The sequence below is a fragment of the Burkholderia sp. Bp9015 genome (assembly GCF_003853505.1).
GTDB lineage: Bacteria > Pseudomonadota > Gammaproteobacteria > Burkholderiales > Burkholderiaceae > Burkholderia.
In genome coordinates, this window is record NZ_QTPZ01000022.1 from 66,408 (window position 1) to 89,455 (window position 23,048).

The 23,048-nt window shown below is 65.9% G+C and carries 22 protein-coding genes; 11 read left to right on the forward strand and 11 right to left on the reverse strand.

Annotation, left to right across the window (positions count from 1 at the left end):
* The 7 genes from accB (at position 1) to DIE12_RS22910 (ending at position 6,371) form a co-directional block, all read left to right on the forward strand.
* Entirely contained in the window at positions 1 to 474 is a 474-nt protein-coding gene (gene accB, locus DIE12_RS22880; protein ID WP_044844199.1) for an acetyl-CoA carboxylase biotin carboxyl carrier protein, read from the forward strand.
* A gap of 85 nt (positions 475 to 559) precedes the next feature.
* On the forward strand, positions 560 to 1,927 hold the full coding sequence (gene accC, locus DIE12_RS22885) for an acetyl-CoA carboxylase biotin carboxylase subunit (RefSeq protein WP_044844200.1): 1,368 nt from the start codon (positions 560 to 562) through the stop codon (positions 1,925 to 1,927).
* A gap of 2 nt (positions 1,928 to 1,929) precedes the next feature.
* On the forward strand, positions 1,930 to 2,832 hold the full coding sequence (prmA, locus tag DIE12_RS22890) for a 50S ribosomal protein L11 methyltransferase (RefSeq protein ID WP_124488236.1): 903 nt from the start codon (positions 1,930 to 1,932) through the stop codon (positions 2,830 to 2,832).
* Positions 2,833 to 2,877: 45 nt separating this feature from the next.
* Complete coding sequence (locus DIE12_RS22895; protein ID WP_124520007.1) at positions 2,878 to 4,269, forward strand: DUF3426 domain-containing protein; 1,392 nt, start codon at positions 2,878 to 2,880, stop codon at positions 4,267 to 4,269.
* Positions 4,270 to 4,341: 72 nt separating this feature from the next.
* Positions 4,342 to 4,845: a thiol peroxidase gene (gene tpx / locus DIE12_RS22900; protein ID WP_044844203.1), complete on the forward strand. Its 504-nt coding sequence runs from the start codon at positions 4,342 to 4,344 to the stop codon at positions 4,843 to 4,845.
* A gap of 94 nt (positions 4,846 to 4,939) precedes the next feature.
* A complete protein-coding gene (locus DIE12_RS22905; RefSeq protein WP_044844204.1) occupies positions 4,940 to 5,878 on the forward strand; it encodes a carbohydrate kinase family protein in 939 nt (312 codons plus the stop codon).
* A 19-nt stretch (positions 5,879 to 5,897) separates the two neighbouring features.
* The gene (locus DIE12_RS22910) at positions 5,898 to 6,371 is read left to right on the forward strand and encodes a glycine zipper 2TM domain-containing protein (RefSeq protein ID WP_011883213.1); all 474 of its coding nucleotides are present in this window, start codon (positions 5,898 to 5,900) and stop codon (positions 6,369 to 6,371) included.
* 215 nt (positions 6,372 to 6,586) lie between these two features.
* Here the strand turns inward: DIE12_RS22910 and DIE12_RS22920 are convergent, their stop codons facing one another.
* The 7 genes from DIE12_RS22920 to DIE12_RS22960 form a co-directional block, all read right to left on the reverse strand.
* Complete coding sequence (locus DIE12_RS22920; protein ID WP_124520267.1) at positions 6,587 to 7,294, reverse strand: histone H1-like DNA-binding protein; 708 nt, start codon at positions 7,292 to 7,294, stop codon at positions 6,587 to 6,589.
* Positions 7,295 to 7,322: 28 nt separating this feature from the next.
* Positions 7,323 to 7,649, reverse strand: coding sequence for a hypothetical protein (locus DIE12_RS22925; RefSeq protein ID WP_082088468.1), 327 nt, complete (start codon positions 7,647 to 7,649; stop codon positions 7,323 to 7,325).
* A gap of 83 nt (positions 7,650 to 7,732) precedes the next feature.
* Positions 7,733 to 8,944, reverse strand: coding sequence for a ribonucleotide-diphosphate reductase subunit beta (locus DIE12_RS22930; RefSeq protein WP_044844206.1), 1,212 nt, complete (start codon positions 8,942 to 8,944; stop codon positions 7,733 to 7,735).
* A gap of 363 nt (positions 8,945 to 9,307) precedes the next feature.
* Positions 9,308 to 12,304, reverse strand: coding sequence for a ribonucleoside-diphosphate reductase subunit alpha (locus tag DIE12_RS22940; RefSeq protein ID WP_124520011.1), 2,997 nt, complete (start codon positions 12,302 to 12,304; stop codon positions 9,308 to 9,310).
* 463 nt (positions 12,305 to 12,767) lie between these two features.
* The gene (gene ampD, locus DIE12_RS22950) at positions 12,768 to 13,358 is read right to left on the reverse strand and encodes a 1,6-anhydro-N-acetylmuramyl-L-alanine amidase AmpD (RefSeq protein ID WP_124488232.1); all 591 of its coding nucleotides are present in this window, start codon (positions 13,356 to 13,358) and stop codon (positions 12,768 to 12,770) included.
* Positions 13,355 to 13,669 carry a PP0621 family protein gene (locus DIE12_RS22955; protein ID WP_124488231.1) on the reverse strand — a complete coding sequence of 105 codons (315 nt, stop codon included), beginning with the start codon at positions 13,667 to 13,669 and terminating at the stop codon, positions 13,355 to 13,357. Before DIE12_RS22955 ends, ampD begins: the two co-directional genes overlap by 4 nt.
* 13 nt (positions 13,670 to 13,682) lie before the next feature.
* Entirely contained in the window at positions 13,683 to 14,576 is an 894-nt protein-coding gene (locus tag DIE12_RS22960; RefSeq protein WP_124488230.1) for an inner membrane protein YpjD, read from the reverse strand.
* A gap of 90 nt (positions 14,577 to 14,666) precedes the next feature.
* Between DIE12_RS22960 and ffh the strand changes: the two genes are divergently transcribed.
* Positions 14,667 to 16,034, forward strand: coding sequence for a signal recognition particle protein (gene ffh, locus DIE12_RS22965; protein WP_039317379.1), 1,368 nt, complete (start codon positions 14,667 to 14,669; stop codon positions 16,032 to 16,034).
* Positions 16,035 to 16,128: 94 nt separating this feature from the next.
* The gene (locus tag DIE12_RS22970) at positions 16,129 to 16,680 is read left to right on the forward strand and encodes a hypoxanthine-guanine phosphoribosyltransferase (RefSeq protein WP_044844211.1); all 552 of its coding nucleotides are present in this window, start codon (positions 16,129 to 16,131) and stop codon (positions 16,678 to 16,680) included.
* An 85-nt stretch (positions 16,681 to 16,765) separates the two neighbouring features.
* On the opposite strand, the gene DIE12_RS22975 is transcribed toward DIE12_RS22970, so the two are convergent.
* Together DIE12_RS22975 and DIE12_RS22980 are read right to left on the reverse strand one after the other, a co-directional pair.
* A complete protein-coding gene (locus DIE12_RS22975; RefSeq protein ID WP_044844212.1) occupies positions 16,766 to 17,374 on the reverse strand; it encodes a MarC family protein in 609 nt (202 codons plus the stop codon).
* Between the two features lie 21 nt (positions 17,375 to 17,395).
* Positions 17,396 to 19,132, reverse strand: a complete 1,737-nt coding sequence (locus tag DIE12_RS22980) for a proline--tRNA ligase (protein ID WP_044844213.1) — start codon at positions 19,130 to 19,132, stop codon at positions 17,396 to 17,398.
* A 218-nt stretch (positions 19,133 to 19,350) separates the two neighbouring features.
* Here DIE12_RS22980 and DIE12_RS22990 point away from each other — a divergent pair, with 218 nt between their 5' ends.
* Positions 19,351 to 19,998, forward strand: a complete 648-nt coding sequence (locus DIE12_RS22990; RefSeq protein WP_044844214.1) for an RNA pyrophosphohydrolase — start codon at positions 19,351 to 19,353, stop codon at positions 19,996 to 19,998.
* Between the two features lie 13 nt (positions 19,999 to 20,011).
* Positions 20,012 to 20,620: a CNP1-like family protein gene (locus DIE12_RS22995; protein WP_044844215.1), complete on the forward strand. Its 609-nt coding sequence runs from the start codon at positions 20,012 to 20,014 to the stop codon at positions 20,618 to 20,620.
* Positions 20,621 to 20,722: 102 nt separating this feature from the next.
* Here the strand turns inward: DIE12_RS22995 and proB are convergent, their stop codons facing one another.
* Both proB and cgtA read right to left on the reverse strand, forming a co-directional pair.
* The gene (gene proB / locus DIE12_RS23000; RefSeq protein ID WP_044844216.1) at positions 20,723 to 21,841 is read right to left on the reverse strand and encodes a glutamate 5-kinase; all 1,119 of its coding nucleotides are present in this window, start codon (positions 21,839 to 21,841) and stop codon (positions 20,723 to 20,725) included.
* Between the two features lie 90 nt (positions 21,842 to 21,931).
* Positions 21,932 to 23,044, reverse strand: a complete 1,113-nt coding sequence (gene cgtA, locus DIE12_RS23005) for an Obg family GTPase CgtA (RefSeq protein ID WP_044844217.1) — start codon at positions 23,042 to 23,044, stop codon at positions 21,932 to 21,934.
* Between the last annotated feature and the right edge of the window lie 4 nt (positions 23,045 to 23,048).

Consider the following 23,048-nt stretch of genomic DNA (forward strand, 5'->3'; position numbering starts at 1 on the left):
ATGGATCTTCGTAAGCTGAAAACTCTGATCGACCTCGTTTCCGAATCCGGCATCTCCGAGCTGGAAGTCACGGAAGGCGAAGGCAAGGTGCGTATCGTCAAGAACGCGCCGCCGGTCTACGTGCAGCCGACGGCTGGGTATGCCCCGCAAGTCAGCGCGCCCGCTCCGTCGGTCGCGCTGCCGACCGAAGGCGCTGCCGCGCCGGCAGCAGGCGCCGCCGCCGCACCGGCCGCCCCGCAAGGCCACGTCGTGACGTCGCCGATGGTCGGCACGTTCTATCGCGCGCCGTCGCCGGGCGCGGACCCGTTCGTCCAGGTGGGCGACACGGTCAAGGAAGGCCAGACGATCTGCATCATCGAAGCGATGAAGCTGCTCAACGAGATCGAGTCGGACAAGGCCGGCGTGATCAAGGAAATCCTCGTCGAGAACGGCCAGGCCGTCGAATACGGCCAGCCGCTTTTCGTGATCGGCTAAGTCCGCCGCGCGGCCCGTCCGGCCGCGCGCCGCCGATGCTCGCCAGGCGCCGTTCGCGCGCCCCTCGAAGAGACGAATACTCGCTATGTTTGAAAAAATCCTCATTGCCAACCGCGGTGAAATCGCGCTGCGCATCCAGCGCGCGTGCCGCGAGCTCGGCGTCAAGACGGTGGTCGTCTACTCGGAAGCCGACAAGGAAGCCAAGTACGTGCGCCTCGCGGACGAAGCCGTCTGTATCGGCCCGGCCCCGTCGAACCTGAGCTACCTGAACATGCCGGCGCTGATCAGCGCCGCGGAAGTCACCGATGCCGAGGCGATCCACCCCGGCTACGGCTTCCTGTCCGAGAACGCCGATTTCGCCGAACGCGTCGAGCAGTCGGGCTTCACGTTCATCGGCCCGCGCCCGGAAACGATCCGGATGATGGGCGACAAGGTCACCGCGAAGCAGACGATGATCAAGACCGGCGTGCCGTGCGTGCCGGGCTCGGAAGGCGCGTTGCCGGACGATCCGAAGGAGATCGTGAAGATTGCGCGCGCGATCGGCTATCCGGTCATCATCAAGGCAGCGGGCGGCGGCGGCGGGCGCGGGATGCGCGTCGTGCACACCGAGGCCGCGCTCGTGAACGCGGTCAACATGACCCGCGAGGAAGCCGGCCGTGCGTTCGGCAACCCGCAGGTGTACATGGAGAAGTTCCTCGAGAACCCGCGCCACATCGAAATCCAGGTGCTGTCGGACGCGCACAAGAACGCGATCTGGCTCGGCGAGCGCGACTGCTCGATGCAGCGCCGTCACCAGAAGGTGATCGAGGAAGCGCCGGCGCCCGGCATTCCGCGCCGCCTGATCGAGCGCATCGGCGACCGCTGCGCGGACGCGTGCAAGAAGATGGGCTATCTCGGCGCGGGCACGTTCGAATTCCTGTACGAGAACAACGAGTTCTACTTCATCGAGATGAACACGCGCGTGCAGGTCGAGCACCCGGTGTCGGAGATGATCACGGGCGTCGACATCGTGCAGGAACAGATCCGCATCGCAGCGGGCGAGAAGCTCGCGCTGCGCCAGCGCGACATCGAGTTCCGCGGACATGCGATCGAATGCCGGATCAACGCGGAAGATCCGTTCAAGTTCACGCCGTCGCCGGGCCGGATCACGTCGTGGCATACGCCGGGCGGCCCCGGCGTGCGCGTCGACTCGCATGCGTACAATGGCTATTTCGTGCCGCCGAACTATGATTCGATGATCGGCAAGCTGATCACCTACGGCGCGACGCGCGACCAGGCGATCCGCCGGATGCGCATAGCGCTGTCGGAAATGGTCGTCGAAGGCATCCAGACCAACATCCCGCTGCACCGCGAGCTGATGATCGACTCGAAGTTCGTCGAAGGCGGCACCAGCATCCACTATCTCGAACACCGGCTCGCCCAGAAGCAGCAGGTCGCACCGGAAGAAGCGTAAGCATGAGCTATCGCGAACTCGTCGTCGAACTGGCCCGTGAGCATGCGGAGGCGCTGTCCGACGCGCTGCTCGACCTCGGCGCGCTGTCGGTGTCCGTCGAGGACGCCGACGCCGACACGCCCGACGAACAGCCGCTCTTCGGCGAGCCCGGCCTCGTTCCCGAACGCACCGCGTGGCAGCACTCGCGCGTGATCGCGCTGCTGTCGCCCGATCACGACCCGGCCGTGCTGCTCGCGGCGGCCGCGAACGAGATCGGCGTCGCCGAGACGCCGAAGTTCGACGTGCGCGAAGTCGAGGAACAGGACTGGGTGCGGCTCACGCAGTCGCAGTTCGAGCCGATTCCGATCGGCGAGCGGATCTGGGTCGTGCCGTCGTGGCACGACGCGCCGGACCCCGACGCGCTGATCCTCGAACTCGACCCCGGTCTCGCGTTCGGCACCGGCAGCCACCCGACCACCCGCCTGTGCATGGAATGGCTCGAACAGTCGGTGAAGCCCGGCCAGTCGGTGCTCGACTACGGCTGCGGCTCTGGCATTCTCGCGATCCTCGCGCGGAAATGCGGGGCGAACCCCGTGGTCGGCATCGACATCGATCCGCAGGCGGTCGAATCGGCGCGCCAGAACAGCGAACGCAACCATGCGGAAGTCACGTACGGGCTGCCCGATGCGTGCCCGGCCGGCGAATTCGACATCGTCGTCGCCAACATCCTGTCGAACCCGCTGAAACTGATGGCATCGATGCTCGCATCGAAGGTGAAACCGGGCGGGCGCATCGCGCTGTCGGGCGTGCTCGCGCGCCAGGCGGACGAAGTCGCGGCCGTCTATGCGCGCTACGTCGACATCTCGGTCTGGCGCGAACACGAAGGTTGGGTATGCCTCGCCGGAACGCGGCGGGAAAGCCATTAGAATAGCGCTGTCCTTCACTCTGGCCAGCAGGCCGCCCGGCTCGACATGCTTCTTGCGACGCGCTGCCCTCATTGCGAAACCGTCTTCCGGCTGCAGCAGGAACAGCTCGCGCTGCATGACGGGCTCGTGCGTTGCGGACACTGTCAGCAGGTCTTCAACGCATCGCAGTCGCTCGTACCCGATCCGGCACCGCCGGAATCCGCGCTGACCGAAGCGGCGCCGGTCGAGCCGGCCGCCGCCAACCCGCAACACGACGCCCCGCCCGCGCGGCTCTTCACCTCCGACGCACCGGTCGAACCGGCAGCGGGTTCCGATTACCAGCCGGAAGGCTGGGACATGTGGGCGCCGTGGCTCGATGGCGGCGTCGACCCGTCCCTGCAGCACAGTGTCGAGACCGTGCGCGCCGAGCCGCTGATCCCGCTTGCGCTGCCGTCGACGGAATCCGGTGTGGTTCACCTGTCCGGCACGCCGGCGCCGATCGCATCGCAGCCGGCCGAGTTGCACGCCGTCGCCGCGCGATCGGCCGGACCGGATGCAGTGCCGCCCGAAACCGACGAACCGCTCACGCCGCTCACGCCGCTCACCGAACCCGACCTGCGTGAACCGCGCTTCGTCGCGCCCACGCCGTCGATCGAACCCGCCGCAGCAGCGCCCGTCGAACCGGTCGGCAACGCGCGCTTCGCCGTGCCCGACGACGAGCACGCGCCACGCGAACCGCGCTTCGCGTTCAGGCCGGTACAAGCCGAGCCCGGACTCGAACCGAAATCCGAACCCGACACCCACGCCGAACGTGCCGCCGCACCGGCCGCAGCCGCCAGCGAACCCGGTGCCGAACCGGACGTACAACCGGCCGCCGAGCCGGTCGCCCAGCCGGCCGTCCCCTTCCCCGCCGCACTGTCCGACGACGACCGCCCGCCCTTCGCCGTGACGCGCGAGCCGCGCGCGCAGCAGCGACGTGGAACGCTCGGCGGCTTTTTCGGCGGCCTCGTCGCGGCCGTGCTCGCGGTGCTGCTCGTCGCGCAGCTCGCGTGGTGGCAGCGCGAACCCGTGATGATCTACTGGCCCGTCACGCAGGGCTGGTTCCGGCAGGCGTGCGCGCCGCTCGGCTGCAAGGTGACGCCGCCGCGCGCGATCGACGGCCTGCGGCTCGACGCGGCCGACCTGCGCCAGATCGACGGCCCGCGCGTGCTGGAGTTGAAGGTGCCGCTGACGAACCGCTACCGCGTCGCGCTCGCCTACCCGTCGCTCGAGCTGACGCTGCTCGACGACACGAATCACGTGACCGTGCGCCGCGTGCTCGCGCCGCGCGACTACGTGCGCCCGGGCATGCCGATCGACGCCGGGCTGCCGCCCGGCACGACGCAGACGATGGTCGTCCGTCTCGACACGAACGGCGCGCCCGCCTCGAATTTCCGCGTCCAGATCTTCTATCCGTGACGCCCCGCGGCGCGCGCATGCGCGCCGTCTCAACCCGCGCGCCGCTGCGGCGCGCTATTTCGGAGCACGAACATGAGCAAAGTTACGCTGGGTGGCAACCCGATCGATCTCGCCGGCACGTTCCCGGCCGTCGGCTCGCAAGCCCCCGACTTCAAGCTGGTCGGCAAGGACCTCGCCGACCTGTCGCTCGCCAGCTTCGCCGGCAAGCGCAAGGTGCTGAACATCGTCCCGAGCCTCGATACGCCCACCTGCGCGACGTCTACCCGCAAGTTCAACGAAGCCGCGTCGTCGCTCGACAACACGGTCGTGGTGGTCGTGTCCGGCGACCTGCCGTTCGCCGCCACGCGCTTCTGCACGACCGAAGGCCTCGCGAACGTCGTGACGGCTTCGACGTTCCGCGGCGGCCGCGCGTTCGCGAACGCATACGGCGTCGACGTGACGAGCGGCCCGCTGAACGGCCTGACGGCCCGCGCGGTCGTCGTGCTCGACGCGCAGGACAAGGTGCTCCACGCGGAACTCGTCGGCGAGATCAAGGACGAGCCGAACTACGACGCAGCGCTCGCCGCACTGAAGTAACCCGCAGCCGCCCGTCCCTGCCGCGCGAGGCCCGACGGCCTGCGCGCGCCGGCCGGGCAGCCGCCTCCCTTTGCTCTCTACAGGAACGCACGCCTTGACTACGCTGATTTGCGGCTCGCTCGCCTACGACAACATCATGACCTTCGAAGGCCGGTTTCGCGAGCACATCCTGCCCGACCAGGTTCACCTTCTGAACGTGAGCTTCCTCGTGCCGACGATGCGTCGCGAATTCGGCGGTTGCGCGGGGAACATCGCCTACGCGCTGCACATGCTCGGCGGCGACGCGCGTATCATGGCGACGGTCGGCGCGAACGACGCCGATCGCTATCTCGAGCGTCTCGACAGCCTCGGCCTGTCGAAGGCCAGCATACGCGTGGTGCCCGAAACGCACACCGCGCAGGCGATGATCACGACCGATCTCGAGAACAACCAGATCACCGCATTCCACCCGGGCGCGATGATGCAGTCGCACCTGAACCGCGCGGACGAAGTGTCGGGCGTGAAGCTCGGCATCGTCGCGCCGGACGGCTTCGACGGGATGGTCCAGCACGCCGAGCAATTCGCGAAGGCCGGCATCCCGTTCATCTTCGATCCGGGCCAGGGCCTGCCGCTGTTCGACGGTGCGACGCTGCGCCGCATCATTGAACTCGCCACCTTCGTTGCGGTCAACGACTACGAGGGCAAGCTCGTCAGCGACAAGACGGGCTGGTCCGAACAGGAAATCGCCAGCCGGGTTCAGGCGTTGATCATCACGCGCGGCGAGCGCGGCGCCACCATTCTTCACAAAAACGGCGAAGAACAGATTCCGGTCGTGCAAGCCGAGCGTGTCGTCGATCCGACCGGCTGCGGCGACGCCTTCCGGGGCGGCCTGCTGTACGGCATCGAGAATGGCCTCGACTGGGCAACCACGGGCCGCCTCGCGAGCCTGATGGGCTCGATCAAGATCGCCCACCAGGGGCCTCAAACTTACGCACTGACGCGCGCCGAAATCGACGCGCGCTTCGAGGCTGCCTTCGGGTACAGTCTCAAATGAATATTGTGGGAGAGCAAAGATGTTGACCAAGAAAACCCTCACGCTCGCTGCCATGCTGACGGCCACGCTGACGCTCGCCGGCTGCTTCACGGCGCCGGGCTCGGCAGATGTCTATAGCGTCGGCCAGGCGCAGCGCGAGCAAACCGTGCGCATGGGCACCGTCGAAAGCGTCCGTGCGGTGCGCATCCAGTCCGATGGCGGCGGCAGCGCGATCGGCACGCTCGGCGGCGGCGCGCTCGGCGCAGTCGCGGGCAGCGCGATCGGCGGCGGCAAGGGATCGATCCTGACGGCCATCGCGGGCGGTCTCGTCGGCGCGGTCGCAGGCAACGCGGTCGGCGAAAACCTCAGCACGGCGAACGGTGTCGAAATCACCGTGCGCCTCGACAACGGCGACCTGCGCTCGATCACGCAGGCGGCGAGCGGCGAAGTGTTCCGCGCCGGCGAACGGGTGCGACTGCTGTCGAGCGGCGGCGTCACGCGCGTCACGCACTAACGAGCATCCTCAGCACGCGGCGCAAGCCGCGGTCGAACGCATGTGCGAAGCTGCACATGCGTTTTTTTTCGTCCGTGCCCGGCAGCCGGCCGGCCCATCGATGCAGAGGGACGAAAAAAATCCCGCCACCTGAGCCAGATGGCGGGATCGATTGAGTAGCGCTACTCAACCCGCGGACACCGCGTGAGTGTCCGGGTAGTGCTGGTCAGCCGCGATTACGGACGGCTGCCGGTCGGGAACGGCCATGCCGCTGCCGGGTTGAGCGCGGTCTTCACGCCCGATGCCGGCGCGACCGATGCGGTCGACGCGGTGGTTGCCGGTGCAGCCTTCTTCACGACGGCCTTCTTCGGAGCAGCAGCCTTCTTCGGAGCAGCGGCCTTCTTCGCCGGTGCGGCAGCCTTCGGAACAGCGGCAGCCTTCGGTGCAGCAGCAGCCTTCGGTGCAGCGGCAGCCTTCTTCGCAGGGGCAGCCTTCTTGGCAGGCGCAGCCTTCTTCGCAGCAGCCTTCTTCGCAGGCGCAGCCTTCTTGGCGGCAGCCTTCTTCGCCGGCGCGGCCTTCTTGGCAGCGGCCTTCTTCGCCGGTGCTGCCTTCTTCGCAGCAACCTTCTTCACCGCGACTTTCTTGGCTGCAACCTTCTTCGCAGCGGCCTTCTTCGCCGGTGCTGCCTTCTTCGCGGCAACCTTCTTCACCGCGACTTTCTTCGCAGCAACCTTCTTCGTTGCGACCTTCTTTGCCGCGACCTTCTTCGCAGCAGCCTTCTTCGCCGGTGCTGCCTTCTTCGCGGCAACCTTCTTCACCGCGACCTTCTTCGCAGCAACCTTCTTCACCGCAGCGGCCTTCTTCGCCGGAGCAGCAGCCTTCTTCGCAACGGTCTTCTTGGCAGCAACCTTCTTAGCAGCCGGTTTCTTCTTGGCAGTAGCCATGTTGTTCTCCTTCAGGTTCAGATGAGAGTCAGTTCAAACTACACCCTTCGTCAAAACCCGCTTCCCGCGGACGCTGTTCAGGACGTGCGCTTCGAAGCGGGCTATTCATCGGCGTACGCGGATACCACGCGCTTACGCTAATGAATACGGTATGGCGCGCGTGACCCCATGGCCTCGCGCGCCAAATCAAGTCGGTAGCCGGCGCGCCTCGCGCCGCCACCCCTAATCGCTTGATCAAGCGGACCGCCACACGGCCGTCCGCTTTTTCCGGAGGGAAGTTTGCCCATCCCACTGAAGGGTTCGCAAAGTGCCGATCATGTCGTTGGGCCGTTAAGGCACCGGGCATGCTTTGCATCAGGCGTTCTTGCTCCTAAACCTTGGGCCGGGGCCGAGAGGCCGCCGGCTGCTCACATCATGTGACGGGTTCGCTGCTGCGGGTTATTCCCAGGACAGCGCGCCGCCCGTCTGATACTCGATCACACGCGTCTCGAAGAAGTTGCGTTCCTTCTTCAGGTCGATCATCTCGCTCATCCACGGGAACGGGTTTTCCTCGTTCGGGAACAGCGGGTCGAGGCCGATCTGCTGGCAACGGCGGTTGCTGATGAAGCGCAGATAGCTCTTGAACATCGACGCGTTCAGACCCAGCACGCCGCGCGGCATCGTGTCCTCGGCGTAGCGGTATTCGAGTTCGACAGCCTGCTTGAACAGCTCGCGGATCTCGGCGCGGAATTCCGCGGTCCAGAGATGCGGGTTCTCGAGCTTGATCTGGTTGATCAGGTCGATGCCGAAATTGCAGTGCATCGACTCGTCGCGCAGGATGTACTGATATTGCTCTGCAGCACCCGTCATCTTGTTCTGGCGGCCGAGCGCGAGAATCTGCGTGAAGCCGACATAGAAGAACAGGCCTTCCATGATGCAGGCGAACACGATCAGCGACTTCAGCAGCTTCTGATCCGCTTCGAGCGTGCCGGTCTTAAAGGCCGGGTCCGTCAGCGTGTGGATGAACGGGATCAGGAATTCGTCCTTCGCGCGGATCGACGTGACCTCGTGGTACGCGTTGAAGATCTCGCCTTCGTCGAGACCGAGCGATTCGACGATGTATTGGTACGCGTGCGTGTGGATCGCCTCTTCGAACGCCTGGCGCAGCAGGAACTGCCGGCACTCGGGCGCCGTGATGTGGCGGTACGTGCCGAGCACGATGTTGTTCGCGGCGAGCGAATCGGCCGTCACGAAGAAGCCGAGGTTGCGCTTGACGATGCGGCGCTCGTCCTCGGTCAGACCGTTCGGATCCTTCCACAGGGCGATGTCGCGGGACATGTTGATTTCCTGCGGCATCCAGTGGTTCGCGCAACCCGCCAGATACTTTTCCCACGCCCACTTGTACTTGAACGGCACCAGCTGATTGACGTCAGTCTGGCCGTTGATGATGCGCTTGTCTGCAACGTTGACCCGCGCTTCCGAACCGCCGGCGGGAACAGCCGATGCTTGCGGCGGCACCGCAAGATCGCCTTCGAAAATGTCGCGGACCTGATGGGCGGCAGGCGTTGCAGCCTGCATTCCGACAGCCATCCCTGCGGAGGTGCGCAACGCGTTTTGCTGCGCTCCGCTCGCGGGGGTTACGGCAGTCTTCTCGTCATCCCAGTTGAGCATAAATTCTCACCATCAATTTAGAACGGTTTGTACCATCTTTTCCTGAGCGATAAAAGGGCTCGCTCACGAAAAATCCTTTTTTCGATTCGCGTTGCGACCTCGATACAACACTTTGAGCAACGCATCGTCGTTCATGCAGCGCGCGACGTGTGTCGCACGTGTATCGCGAGGTGCGCTCGACGCATCGAACGCTGATCGAAACGCGACGTCGTCGGGGATGTTTCGATCGCTTGTCACTGCCTGCAACGCGAGTGCCGCGTTACAGATTCCTTATCATTTTTTTAGTTGAGAGCGGCGCACACTTCAACCTCGATCGGTTGTCGTGCGCGCCGCCCGAACCTTCTTCAGGTCATGCGCGCCGCGTTACTGGCAGGCTTCGCACTCGTCGAAGCCGGGATCGCCCGGGCGCATCGTGCATACCGGACCGTCCGCTTCAACCGGCGCGAGTGCCGGTGCCGCGTCGACTGCGCCCGACGACGACGCTGCGCCGCCCGCTGCACCGAAGCCGCCTGCCGCGCCTTGCGCGCCGCCGCTGCTCGAGCCGCCGCTCGTCGGCACCGCGTTCAGCGCGCCGTGTGCGACCGTCGACTTCTCGACGTGCGTCGCTGCCATCGTGCGGAGGTAGTAGGTCGTCTTCAGACCGCGCAGCCACGCGAGCTTGTAGACCTCGTCGAGCTTCTTGCCCGACGCGCCGCCCATGTAGATGTTCAGCGACTGCGCCTGGTCGATCCACTTCTGGCGACGCGATGCCGCTTCGACCAGCCACGTCGGGTCGACTTCGAACGCGGTCGCGTAGATCGCGCGCAGGTCGGCCGGGATACGGTCGATGCGCGACAGCATGCCGTCGAAGTACTTCAGGTCGGCGACCATCACTTCGTCCCACAGGCCGCGTTCCTTCAGGTCGCGGACGAGGTACTCGTTGACCACCGTGAATTCGCCCGACAGGTTCGACTTCACGTACAGGTTCTGGAAGGTCGGCTCGATGCATGCCGACACGCCGATGATGTTCGAGATCGTCGCCGTCGGCGCGATCGCGACGCAGTTCGAGTTGCGCATGCCGTGCGCGGCGATCCGCGAACGCAGCGTCGTCCAGTCGAGCGACTCGGACGTGTCGACCTCGACGTAGCCGCCGCGCGCTTCCGTCAGCAGCTTCAGCGTGTCCTGCGGGAGGATGCCGCGATCCCACAGCGAGCCGCGGTAGCTCGAGTAGCGGCCGCGTTCCTCGGCCAGCTCGGTCGACGCGTAGTACGCGTAGTAGCAGACCGCTTCCATCGAACGATCGGCGAACTCGACCGCCGCTTCCGACGCGTACGGCGTGCGCAGCAGGTGCAGGCAGTCCTGGAAGCCCATGATGCCCATGCCGACCGGACGGTGCTTCAGGTTCGAGTTACGCGCCTTCGGCACCGCGTAGTAGTTGATGTCGATCACGTTGTCGAGCATGCGCATCGCGACGCTGATCGTGCGCTTCAGCTTGTCGTGGTCGAGCGCGTAGCTGCCGTCGGCCTGCTTCACCAGGTGGGCGACGAGGTTCACGGAGCCCAGGTTGCACACCGCGATTTCGGTGTCGCTCGTGTTCAGCGTGATTTCCGTGCACAGGTTCGACGAGTGGACGACGCCGACGTGCTGCTGCGGCGAGCGCACGTTGCACGGATCCTTGAACGTGATCCACGGGTGGCCCGTTTCGAACAGCATGCCGAGCATCTTGCGCCAGAGCTGCTGCGCCGGAATCTTCTTGAACAGCTTGATCTCGCCGCGCGCGACCTTCTCTTCGTAAGCCGTGTAAGCCTTCTCGAAATCGGCGCCGAACTTGTCGTGCAGGTCCGGGCAGGTCGACGGCGAGAACAGCGTCCAGTCGGCGCCTTCCATCACGCGCTTCATGAACAGGTCGGGAATCCAGTTCGCCGTGTTCATGTCGTGCGTACGGCGGCGATCGTCGCCGGTGTTCTTGCGCAGCTCGAGGAACTCCTCGATGTCGAGGTGCCACGATTCGAGGTACGCGCAGACCGCGCCCTTGCGCTTGCCGCCCTGGTTGACCGCGACGGCCGTGTCGTTGACGACCTTCAGGAACGGGACCACGCCTTGCGACTTGCCGTTCGTGCCCTTGATATGCGAGCCGAGTGCGCGCACGCGGGTCCAGTCGTTGCCGAGACCGCCGGCGAACTTCGACAGCAGCGCGTTTTCCTTCAGCGCTTCATAGATGCCGTCGAGATCGTCCGCGACCGTCGTCAGGTAGCACGACGACAACTGCGAGCGGTGCGTGCCCGAGTTGAACAGCGTCGGCGTCGAGCTCATGAAGTCGAAGCTCGACAGCACGTTGTAGAACTCGATCGCGCGCGTTTCGCGGTCGATCTCGTTCAGCGACAGGCCCATCGCGACGCGCATGAAGAATGCCTGCGGCATTTCGATGCGGCTGCCGTCGACGTGCAGGAAGTAGCGGTCGTACAGCGTCTGCAGGCCGAGGTAGCCGAACTGCAGGTCGCGGTTCGCGTCGAGCGCTTCGCCGAGACGCTTCAGGTCGAACTGCAGCAGCTTGTCGTCGAGCAGGCCGGCGTCGACGCCGCGCTTCAGGAACTGCGGGAAGTATTCCGCGTAGCGGGCCGACATCTCGGCCTGGACCACTTCCTCGCCGAGGATCTCGCGACGGATCGTGTGCAGCAGGATGCGGGCCGTGACCTGGCTGTATGCCGGATCCTTTTCGATCATCGTGCGCGCAGCGAGGATCGCCGAGTCGTAGACCTGGCTCATCGGCACGCCGTCGTACAGGTTCTTCACCGTTTCCGCGACGATCGGGTCAGGGTTAACCGCAGCGCCGAGACCGTCGCATGCCGACACGATCAGCGCGCGCAGTGCGTTCAGGTCGAGCGGGCGCGTGACGCCGTTGTCGACGACGTTGATGCCGGTGCTCGACTCGCCGCCCGCTGCCGCTGCTTCCTCGCCCGCATGCTGGCGCTCGAGGTGACGCTTCTCGCGATACAGCACGTACGCACGCGCGACGTTGTGCTCGCCGCCGCGCATCAGCGCGAGTTCGACCTGGTCCTGGATGTCTTCGATATGGAACGTACCGCCGTTCGGACGGCTGCGCACGAGCGCGCGCACGACGTTGTGCGTGAGCTGCTCGACGAGTTCGCGTACGCGTGCCGATGCCGCGCCCTGCCCGCCATTGACGGCCAGGAAAGCCTTGGTCACCGCAATCGCGATCTTCGAAGGCTCGAACGACACCACGCTGCCGTTGCGGCGGATCACCTTGTAGTCGGCGAACGTGGCCTGCGGCGCGAGCGCCTGCGCGCCCTGTTCGGTCCCGCCGAGCGGACGGCTCGAGGCGCTCTCGTACTGGGACGTCGCGTTGTCGGTGGTTTGCATGTGCAAAGCTCCTGGTGTTGGATGGTGCGGAGAGAACCGCGGATTAAAACGAACGCTGCGCTATCGGATGCGCGAGCGGTAAGAGGCGAGCGATGCGTCGGGGAAGCCGGTTCGGTCGATGCGCGACAACCGATCCGGTCGTGTGCTTCGTCATGTGTACGCTGCCCCGTCGAAGTTCGCTGCGCTTGATTGCGACGCCCGGACCGCCCGGCCTGGCGCGCCGCACTGAGAACCCTGGCCGCCGGCGTTGCCCGCCGGCCGGTGCCGCTCGGGTTTCCCCTGCGACACACACTATATCTAGTACAGAACCGCTCAACTGGCACCAAGTATAGTGGACATTCCGGCGACATCAAAACGGAGAATTTTCGCCGGAGGTATTGACATCAACCCGGCCGCCCGGACGGGCAGACGCGACAAGGCATTGGTCGGAAAAAAAAATTTCGCCCGCTCAAAAACCCTGCGATCAGTGCTGACGGAAAGGAAAGTATTCGGCGGAAAACCCGGCATCGCTCGCGAAGCGTTGCCAATCGAAGTGCGGACCCGGGTCGGTCTTGCGGCCCGGCGCGACGTCGGAATGCCCGGCCACCGCATCGATCGGGTAGCGCGCGGCGAGCGTGCGTGCGAGCACCCCGAGCGTCGCGTACTGCGCCGCGTCGAACGGCACGTCGTCCGCACCTTCGAGTTCGATGCCGATCGAGAAGTCGTTGCAGCGCGGCCGGCCGAAGAACTCGGACGCGCCCGCATGCCATGCACGCTCGTCGCACGACACGAACTGCACGAGTTCGCCGTCGCGGCGGATCAGGAAGTGCGCGGACACGCGCACGTCGCGCAGGTGACGCTGGTAATAGGGGTGCGTATCGCAATCGAGGCGATTCAGGAACAGCGCCTCGATCGCATCGCCGCCGAACTCGCCGGGCGGCAGGCTGATGTTGTGGACGACGACGAGCGTCGGCACCGCGCCCGCGGGCCGCGCCTCGAAATTCGGCGACGGCGCGTGGCGCGCTTCGCGCACCCAGCCGTTCGCGTCGACCGACAGCAGCGCTGCGTCGCTCATCGGGCGTCGTGGCCGCTCGCGTGTGCGCCGTGGCGCTGCGCGTGCTCGGTGCTGCAGAAGTATTCGCCGCCCGCGGCGACGGCGTCGCCCTGCGGCGTATGCACGCCGCACTCGGCGCAACGCACCATCGGTTCGGGCAGCGAGCGCGCGTCGCCGTTCGGGCGTGCCGCCCCGGCGCCAGGACCCGGTGCGCCGTCGTTGCCGCCACCGCGGCCGGCGCGCGCCTGCGCGTGCTCCTGGGCCTGGCGCAGCTTGCGCGTGAGCCACGAACCAGCGAAGAAGAGAAGAATCAGGAGAAGAATCTGTCGCATCGGAAACCTGCGTTCAAACCACGGAGCGGTGCAGCAGCACCTCGAAAACGAACCGGCTGCCGACATACGCGAGCAGCAGCGCGGCAAACGACACGAGCACCCAGCGCGCGGCGCCGCGCCCGCGCCAGCCCGACGTCTTGTGCGCGACCAGCAGGCCGCCGAACATCAGCCACGACAGCACCGCGAACACGGTCTTGTGATCGAGCCGCAGCGCGCGTGCATCGACCTGCTCGCTGAACAGGATCCCCGACGCGAGCGTCAGCGTCAGCAGCACGAAGCCGGCGCCGATCAGACGGAACAGCAGCTTCTCGAGCGTGAGCAGCGGCGGCAGCGTTTCGAGCCAGCTCGCGATCCAGCCGGTCGAGCCGTCGCGCCCGCCGCTCCTCAGCGACTGCAGGCGCCGCTCGACCATCAGCATCAGGACCGCATGCAGCGCGGCGATCGCGAAAAGGCCGTACGCGATGTTCGCGATCAGGAAGTGCATCTTGAACAGCGGCGCTGCGGCATAAGGCAGCACCCGCACGCCACCGAACACGAGCGGCAGCAGCGACGCGCCGCACGCGAGCGGCAGCACGAGCAGGCGCAGGCTGTCGAGCGGGAAGAAGAAGCTCTCGATCCAGTAGATGCCGGCGCCGAGCCAGAACATCGCGGACAGCGCGAACGCGAAGCCGAAGACCATCGCGTCGTGCGGGAAGATCGTCGTGTGCAGCAGCACGCCGTGCGCGACGAGCGCCGCGAACAGCAGCGCGCGGCCGGCGCCGCTCATTCCCGACGCGGCGGACGCCGGCACCGGCACGGCCGGCACGCTCGCGACGAGCGGCGTCGCACCCTGGCGGTGCGTGCGCCAGCCTGCGACGGCGAGGCCGCCGTACAGGAATGCGGTGAGGGCATACAGTACAATATCCATGTTCGAAGTTTACACTAGGCCCCCTTCCCGCGACGGCTCCCTTTTGTACGGTTCCGTTGCGCCTTCGGGCCCCACTGTCCATCGCTCCCCATGCTCGACAATCTCACTCAACGGATGGCGCGCGTCGTCAAGACGCTGCGCGGCGAGGCCCGGCTTACCGAGGCGAACACCCAGGAGATGCTCCGCGAGGTGCGTCTCGCGCTGCTGGAAGCCGACGTCGCGCTGCCGGTCGTCCGCGAATTCATCGCCAAGGTCAAGGAAAAGGCGCTCGGCGAGGAAGTGATCAGCAGCCTGTCGCCGGGCCAGGCGCTCGTCGGCGTGGTCCAGAAGGAACTGACCGCCGTGATCGGCGGCGACTACGAAGGCAAGGCCGCCGAGCTGAACCTCGCGGTCACGCCGCCCGCCGTGATCCTGATGGCCGGCCTGCAGGGCGCCGGCAAGACCACGACCGCCGGCAAGCTCGCGAAACTCTTGCGCGAGAAGTACAAGAAGAAGGTGCTGACGGTGTCGTGCGACGTGTATCGCCCGGCCGCCATCATGCAGCTGAAAACGGTGAGCGAACAGGTCGGCGCCGATTTCTTCCCGTCGACGCCGGACCAGAAGCCCGTCGACATCGCACTCGCGGCCGTCGACTGGGCGAAGCGCCACTACCATGACGTGCTGATCGTCGACACGGCCGGCCGCCTCGGTATCGACGAGGCGATGATGCAGGAAATCGCCGCGCTGCACGGCACGCTCAAGCCGGCCGAAACGCTGTTCGTCGTCGACGCGATGCTCGGCCAGGACGCGGTCAACACCGCGAAGGCGTTCAACGACACGCTGCCGCTCACCGGCGTCGTGCTGACCAAGCTCGACGGCGATTCGCGCGGCGGTGCCGCGCTGTCGGTGCGCCACATCACGGGCAAGCCGATCAAGTTCGTCGGCGTCGCCGAGAAGCTCGACGGCCTCGAGGTGTTCCACCCGGACCGGATGGCGAACCGGATCCTCGGCATGGGCGACATCCTCGCGCTCGTCGAGGAAGCGCAGCGCGGCGTCGACGTGCAGGCCGCGCAGAAGCTCGCCGACAAGGTCAAGAAAGGCGGCGACTTCGACCTGAACGATTTCCGCGCGCAGATCTCGCAGATGAAGAACATGGGCGGCCTGTCGTCGCTGATGGACAAGCTGCCCGCGCAGTTCCAGCAGGCGGCGGCCGGCGCCGACATGGGCCAGGCCGAGAAGTCGATCCGCCGGATGGAAGGCATCATCAGCTCGATGACGCCCGCCGAGCGCGCCAAACCCGAAATCATCAAGGCGACGCGCAAGCGCCGCATTGCAGCCGGCGCGGGCGTGCCGGTGCAGGAAGTCAACCGGATGCTGAACCAGTACGACCAGATGCGTACGATGATGAAGAAGCTGAAGGGCGGCAACATGCAGAAGATGATGCGCGGCTTGAAGGGCATGATGCCCGGCATGCGCTGATTCCGCCCGTCGGCCGGCGCGCGGGTTTTTGCCGTAGCGCGCGCCAGCCGTTCTGCTTCATTCTTATTTGTATACCGACTGCCCGCCAGAACTCATGAACCGCGAAGAAGCCCTCCACATTTTCGAACACTCCGAAGAGATCGTCTCGGCGGACGCCGTCAACGCGTCGATCGCCCGGATGGCCGAAGCGATCCGCGCCGAGATCGGCGACGCGTTCCCGCTCGTCCTCTCGGTGATGGGCGGCGCCGCGGTGTTTACCGGGATGCTGCTGCCGCATCTCGATTTCCCGCTGGAATTCGACTACATCCACCTGACCCGCTACCGCAACACGACGCAGGGCAGCCCGGAGATGCACTGGCGCGTCGCGCCGCGCGAATCGGTGAAGGACCGCATCGTGCTCGTGCTCGACGACATCCTCGACGAAGGCGAGACGATGGCCGCGATCCGCGACCGCATCCTCGACATGGGCGCGAAGCGCTTCATGTCCGCGGTGCTGTGCGAGAAGACGCTCACGAAAGCGAAACCGCTGCATCCCGACTTCTGCGGCTTCTCGGTGCCCGACCGCTACGTGTTCGGCTGCGGGATGGACGCCAAGGGCTACTGGCGCAACCTGCCGACGATCCGTGCGCTGACCGCGAACGTCTGATCGCCGCCCTGCCCGCTATATAAATGGAAAGCGGCGCTCCGGTTACCCGGAGCGCCGCATTTTTTCGTCGGTACGCACCAACGCGTTACATCTGCAGCTGGTGCACGAACGCCTTGATGCCGGCGAGCAGCATCTCGACCGAGATCGCGACGAGCACGAGACCCATCAGCCGCTCGAACGCGGCGACGGTTCGCTCGCCGAGCCACTGCTGGATCCGTTCGGCCAGCACCAGCGTGATCGCGCAGACGATCATCGTGACCGTCAGCGCGCCGACCCACTCGAACATCTTGCCCGGCGCCTGCGACGTCAGCAGCATCACCGTCGCGAGCGCGGACGGCCCGGCGAGCGCGGGAATCGCGAGCGGCACGATGAACGGTTCACCGCCGGCGCGCGGATCGCTGCCGAGCGCGCCGTCCGGATGCGGGAAGATCATCCGCAGCGCGATCAGGAACAGCACGATCCCGCCGCCGAGCCGCAGCGACAGGTCGGTGAGGTTCATCATCCGCAGGAAGCGGTCGCCGACCACCATGAAGAACAGCAGGATCACGAACGCGATCCCGACTTCACGCAGGATCAGCTTCACGCGCCGCTCGCGCGGCACATCCCGCATCGCCGTGATGAACAGCGGGATGTTGCCGAGCGGATCCGTGATCAGCACGAGGAGCACGGTGGCCGACAGGAAGGTGTATTCCACCGTATCCTCCGGTCGAAGCGCTTAGCGCGCGAGCGCGGCGCGGATCTTCTCCGTCACCGTCGCCGCGGCCGCGTCGGCCGGCAGCAGCGTCGCCTCGGCGTCGCGGCGGCCCTGATACTCGATCTTGCCTTCCTTCAGGCCGCGCTCGCCGATCACCAGGCGATGCGGCACGCCGATCAATTCCCAGTCTGCAAACATCACGCCCGGGCGCTCGCCGCGATCGTCGAGGATCACGTCGATGCCGGCCGCGGCCAGTTCCGCGTACAGCTTGTCGGCGGCCTCGCGGACCATGTCGCTGCGATCGTAGCCCATCGGGCACAGCACGACTTCGAACGGCGCGATCGACTCGGGCCAGATGATGCCGCGCTCGTCGAAGTTCTGTTCGATCGCCGCGCCGAGAATGCGCGTGACGCCGACGCCGTAGCAGCCCATCAGCATCGGCTGCGGCTTGCCCGACTCGTCGAGGAACGTCGCGCCCATCGCTTCCGAGTACTTGGTGCCGAGCTGGAACACGTGGCCGACTTCGATGCCGCGGCAGATGTCGATCTCACCCTTGCCGTCCGGCGACGGATCGCCCTTCTTCACGTTGCGCACGTCGGCGACGTCCGGCTCCGGCAGGTCGCGGCCCCAGTTCACGCCGGCGATGTGATAGTCGACCTCGTTCGCGCCGACGACGAAGTCGCTCATGTTCGCGACCGTGCGATCGGCGATCACCTTCACCGGCTTCTTCGTGCCGACCGGGCCGAGGTAGCCCGGCGGCGTGCCGAACCACTCGACGATTTCCTGCTCGGTCGCGAAGCGGTGGTTCTTCAGCCCCGGCAGCTTCGACACCTTGATCTCGTTCAGGTCGTGGTCGCCGCGCAGCATCACGAGCCAGATGGTCGGCTCGGCGCCTTCGTTGTCGGTGGCGAGCACGATTGACTTGATCGTACGCTCGAGCGGGATCGACAGCAGTTCGGCGACGGCCTCGCACTTCGCCTTGCCGGGCGTCGCGACCTTTTCCATCGCTTCGGCGGGTGCCGCGCGTTCGGCGATCAGCGGCAGCGCTTCGGCCGCTTCGACGTTCGCCGCGAAGTCGGACGTCGGGCAGTAGGCGATCGCGTCCTCGCCGGTATCGGCGATCACGTGGAACTCGTGCGAGAAGTTGCCGCCGATCGAGCCGCTGTCGGCCGCAACCGCGCGGAACTCGAGGCCGAGGCGCGTGAAGATGCGCACGTATGCGTCGTACATCTTGCGATACGACTCGTTCAGGCCGGCCGCGTCCTTGTCGAACGAATACGCGTCCTTCATGATGAACTCGCGGCCGCGCATCACGCCGAAGCGCGGACGGATCTCGTCGCGGAACTTCGTCTGGATCTGGTAGAAGTTCACCGGCATCTGCCGGTAGCTCTTGATCTGGTTGCGCGCGATGTCGGTGATGACTTCCTCGTGCGTCGGCCCGATCACGAAGTCGTTGTCCTTGCGGTCCTTGAAGCGCAGCAGTTCGGGGCCGTACTGCTCCCAGCGGCCCGATTCCTGCCACAGCTCGGCCGGTTGCACGGCCGGCATCAGCAGCTCGATGGCGCCTGCCCGGTTCATTTCCTCGCGCACGATCGCCTCGACCTTGCGAATCGAACGCAGGCCGACCGGCAGGTAGTTGTAGATGCCGCCGGCGACGCGACGGATCATGCCGGCGCGCACCATCAGCTTGTGGCTGACGATCTCTGCGTCGGCCGGTGCTTCTTTGAGGGTGCCGATAAAGAAACGGGAAGCTTTCATGCGGACGGTTCCAAATACGGCGCCCCCAGGCGGGGCGCCCGAAAAAGTTTCAAGGTGAAAAAGCTGCGCGCGACGAACGACGATGGCGCAGATGACTTAGCAGACAAATCAGGGACAATTCAGCCGGTGTACCCCGCGCGGTTTCGCTCCGTCACGGTGCGCAGCGCCCGTTATCTGTTTATAATCAAAGCAATTTTAAAGGATTCGAAGGTGGTTGTATGCTGGATCGTGAAGGCTTTCGCCCGAACGTCGGCATCATCCTCTTGAACGCGCGCAACGAGGTGTTTTGGGGCAAGCGGCTCCGCGAGCATTCCTGGCAGTTTCCTCAAGGTGGGATCAAGTACGGCGAGACCCCCATGCAGGCGATGTACCGGGAGCTGCACGAGGAGACGGGCCTGCACCCGGAACACGTCAAGATAATCGGCCGCACTCGCGACTGGTTGCGTTACGAGGTGCCTGACAAGTTCATCAAGCGCGAAGTACGCGGACATTACCGCGGCCAGAAGCAGATCTGGTTCCTTCTGCGGATGGTCGGACGCGATTGCGACATTTGCTTGCGCGCGACCGACCACCCGGAGTTCGATGCGTGGCGCTGGAACGAGTACTGGGTGCCGCTCGATGCGGTGATCGAGTTCAAGCGGGATGTCTATCAGTTGGCGCTGACGGAACTGTCGCGCTTCCTGCGCCGCCCGGCGCAGCGAGCCGAAAAGCCGCGTGGGCCGCGTCTGTCGCGCTATCCGCGCGTCATCGGCGCGCAGGCCCAGCAGACGCTGACGATTGTCGACACATCGGTGGTCTGTTCCGAGATCGAAGTGGAGGCGAGCACGCTCGACGAGATGCCGCCCCGCGTGATCGTCGGCAAATGACGAGTCGGACTGCATGACCGGGCGCGACCTTGGTGTCGCGCCCTTTTTTTACGAGGAATGCATATTGAAAGCGATTGCTCTCGCGCTCGCATCGATCGTCGCGGCGGCCACGCTGGCCGGTTGCGCGAATTCGAAGACGCCGACCAACAAGGATGACAGCGAGTTCGTGTACCTGCTGGACCGCCAGGGCAACTGGAAGGAAAACCCGGTCGACACGCTGCCGCCGCTGCCGCAAGCGGGCGATCTGCTGCCGTTCAACGTGTCGCAGAACACGCCGCTCAAGTTCTCCGTCGATGCGAAGTCGCTCGCGGTCGGCAGCGACGGCGTCGTGCGCTACGCAGTCGTCATCACGAGCCCGGCCGGCGCGCGCAACGTGAACTACGAAGGCATCCGCTGCGACACCTACGAATGGCGTCAGTATGCAGGCCTGAATTCGGATCACGACGGCTGGGACCGCACGGTCGAGAACGACTGGCGTCGCATCGAGAACGGCGAGCTGAACGCGTACCACTCGGCGCTGTACCAGGACTATTTCTGCGCGAACAAGATGCCGCAGGGCACGACCCAGCAGATCCTCGAGAACATCAAGTTCCACCGCACCGCGATGAGCCAGCTGCGCTGACCGCGCAACCGAGGCCGGCTGCCCGGCCTCGTTTCGCTTCGTCACAACAAAAAGCCCGCGCGATGCGGGCTTTTTGCTGTCTCGCGACGCCTGGCCGAACGGTTACACGAGCACGAGGTTGTCGCGGTGAATCAGCTCCGGCTCCAGCATGTAGCCGAGCACCGTCTCGATCTCGCCGCTCGGCTTGCGGTGAATCAGCTTCGTTTCCGCGCTGCTGTAGTTCGTGAGGCCGCGCGCCACTTCACGCCCGTCGGGGCCGACACACGCGATCACCTCCCCGCGTGCGAACGCGCCCTGCACGCCAGTCACGCCGATCGGCAGCAGGCTCTTGCCGCCGGCCGTCAGCTTCTCGACCGCGCCCGCATCGATCACGACGTGCCCGCGCACCTGCAGGTGATCGGCCATCCATTGCTTGCGCGCGGCCATCCGCGCGGTGCGCGCGATCAACTGCGTGCCGATCGCCTCGCCCGCCGCCAGCCGCACCAGCACGTCGGCTTCGCGGCCGCTCGCGATCACGGTGTTCGCGCCGCTGTGCGCCGCGCGCTTCGCCGCGAGGATCTTCGTCAGCATCCCGCCGCGGCCGAGGCTCGAGCCTGCGCCGCCGGCCATCGCCTCGAGCTCCGGCGCGCCCGCGCTGGCTTCCGCGACCAGCGTCGCATTCGGATCCTTGCGCGGATCGGCGGTGAACAAGCCCGTCTGGTCGGTCAGGATGATCAGCGCATCGCCTTCGATCAGGTTCGCGACGAGCGCGCCGAGCGTGTCGTTGTCGCCGAACTTGATTTCGTCGGTGACGACCGTGTCGTTCTCGTTGATGATCGGCACGACGCCGAGCCGCAGCAGCGTCAGCAGCGTCGAGCGCGCATTCAGGTAGCGCTCGCGATCGGCCAGGTCGGCGTGCGTCAGCAGGATCTGCGCGGTGCGGATATCGTGCTCGGTAAAGCGGCTTTCATAAACTTGCGCGAGCCCCATCTGGCCGACCGCGGCGGCGGCCTGCAGCTCGTCGATCTCGCGCGGACGCTTGCTCCAGCCGAGCCGCTGCATCCCTTCGGCAATCGCGCCCGAACTGACGAGCACCACTTCCTTGCCCTGTGCGCGCAGCGCGGCGATCTGGGCCGCCCAGCGGCCGATTGCAGCATGATCGAGCCCCTTGCCGTCGTTGGTCACGAGGCTGGAGCCCACCTTCACCACCAATCGCTTGGAATCCGCGATGATCGAACGCATCGTGCGCCGTCTCCTGTATCTGATGCCTGCCCGGCCGGGCGCAATTGAATTCAGGCACCGGACGCGATGCCCGGTGCGTGTCGGGCCCGCTCAGGCGTCGTCGCCGGGCGTCGCGCCGCCATCGGCTTGCGGCGCATCGCGGAACCGCACGTCCGCGGCCAGATCTTCCTCTTCCGCCGCACGATGTGCGTCCGAATGCTCGGCGAGGTAATCGTAGATCGCGTAGCACAGCGCTTCGCAGCCCTGGCCCGTGAGCGCCGAAATCTCGAACACCGGGCCGTCCCAGCCGAAACGGTCGAGGAAATCGGCGACGCGCGCCTCGCGCTCGTCTTCCGGCACCATGTCGAGCTTGTTGAGGACGAGCCAGCGCGGCTTCTCGTACAGCGCCTCGTCGTATTTGCGCAGCTCGCCGACGATCGCGGTCGCTTCAGCGACCGGGTCGACGCTTTCGTCGAACGGAGCCAGATCGACGAGATGCAGCAGCACGCCGGTGCGCTGCAGGTGTCGCAGGAACTGGTGGCCGAGGCCCGCGCCTTCGGCGGCGCCCTCGATCAGCCCCGGAATATCGGCGATCACGAAGCTCTTGCTCGGGCCGACCCGCACGACGCCAAGGTTCGGCGCGAGCGTCGTGAACGGATAGTCGGCGATCTTCGGCTTCGCGTTCGACACCGACGAGATGAAGGTCGACTTGCCGGCGTTCGGCATGCCAAGCAGACCGACGTCGGCGAGCACCTTCAGCTCGAGCCGCAGCATGCGCCGTTCGCCGGGCTTGCCGTCGGTTTTCTGGCGTGGCGCGCGGTTCGTGCTCGACTTGAAATGCAGGTTGCCGAGACCGCCTGCGCCGCCCTTCGCGAGCATCACCTGCTGATCGTGCTCGGTCAGGTCGGCGATCAGCTCGCCCGTATCCATGTCGGTCACGACCGTGCCGACCGGCATGCGCAGCGTGACGTCGTCCCCGCCCTTGCCGTAGCAATCCGAGCCGCGACCGTTTTCGCCGTTGCGCGCCAGGTGCTTCTTCGCGTAACGGTAGTCGATCAGCGTGTTGATGTTGCGGTCGGCGATCGCGTAGACGTTGCCGCCCCGGCCGCCGTCGCCGCCGTCCGGCCCGCCGAACGGAACGAATTTCTCGCGGCGCATCGACGCGCTGCCATCGCCTCCGTCGCCGGCGATGACTTCGATTCGTGCTTCGTCAATGAACTTCATTCGT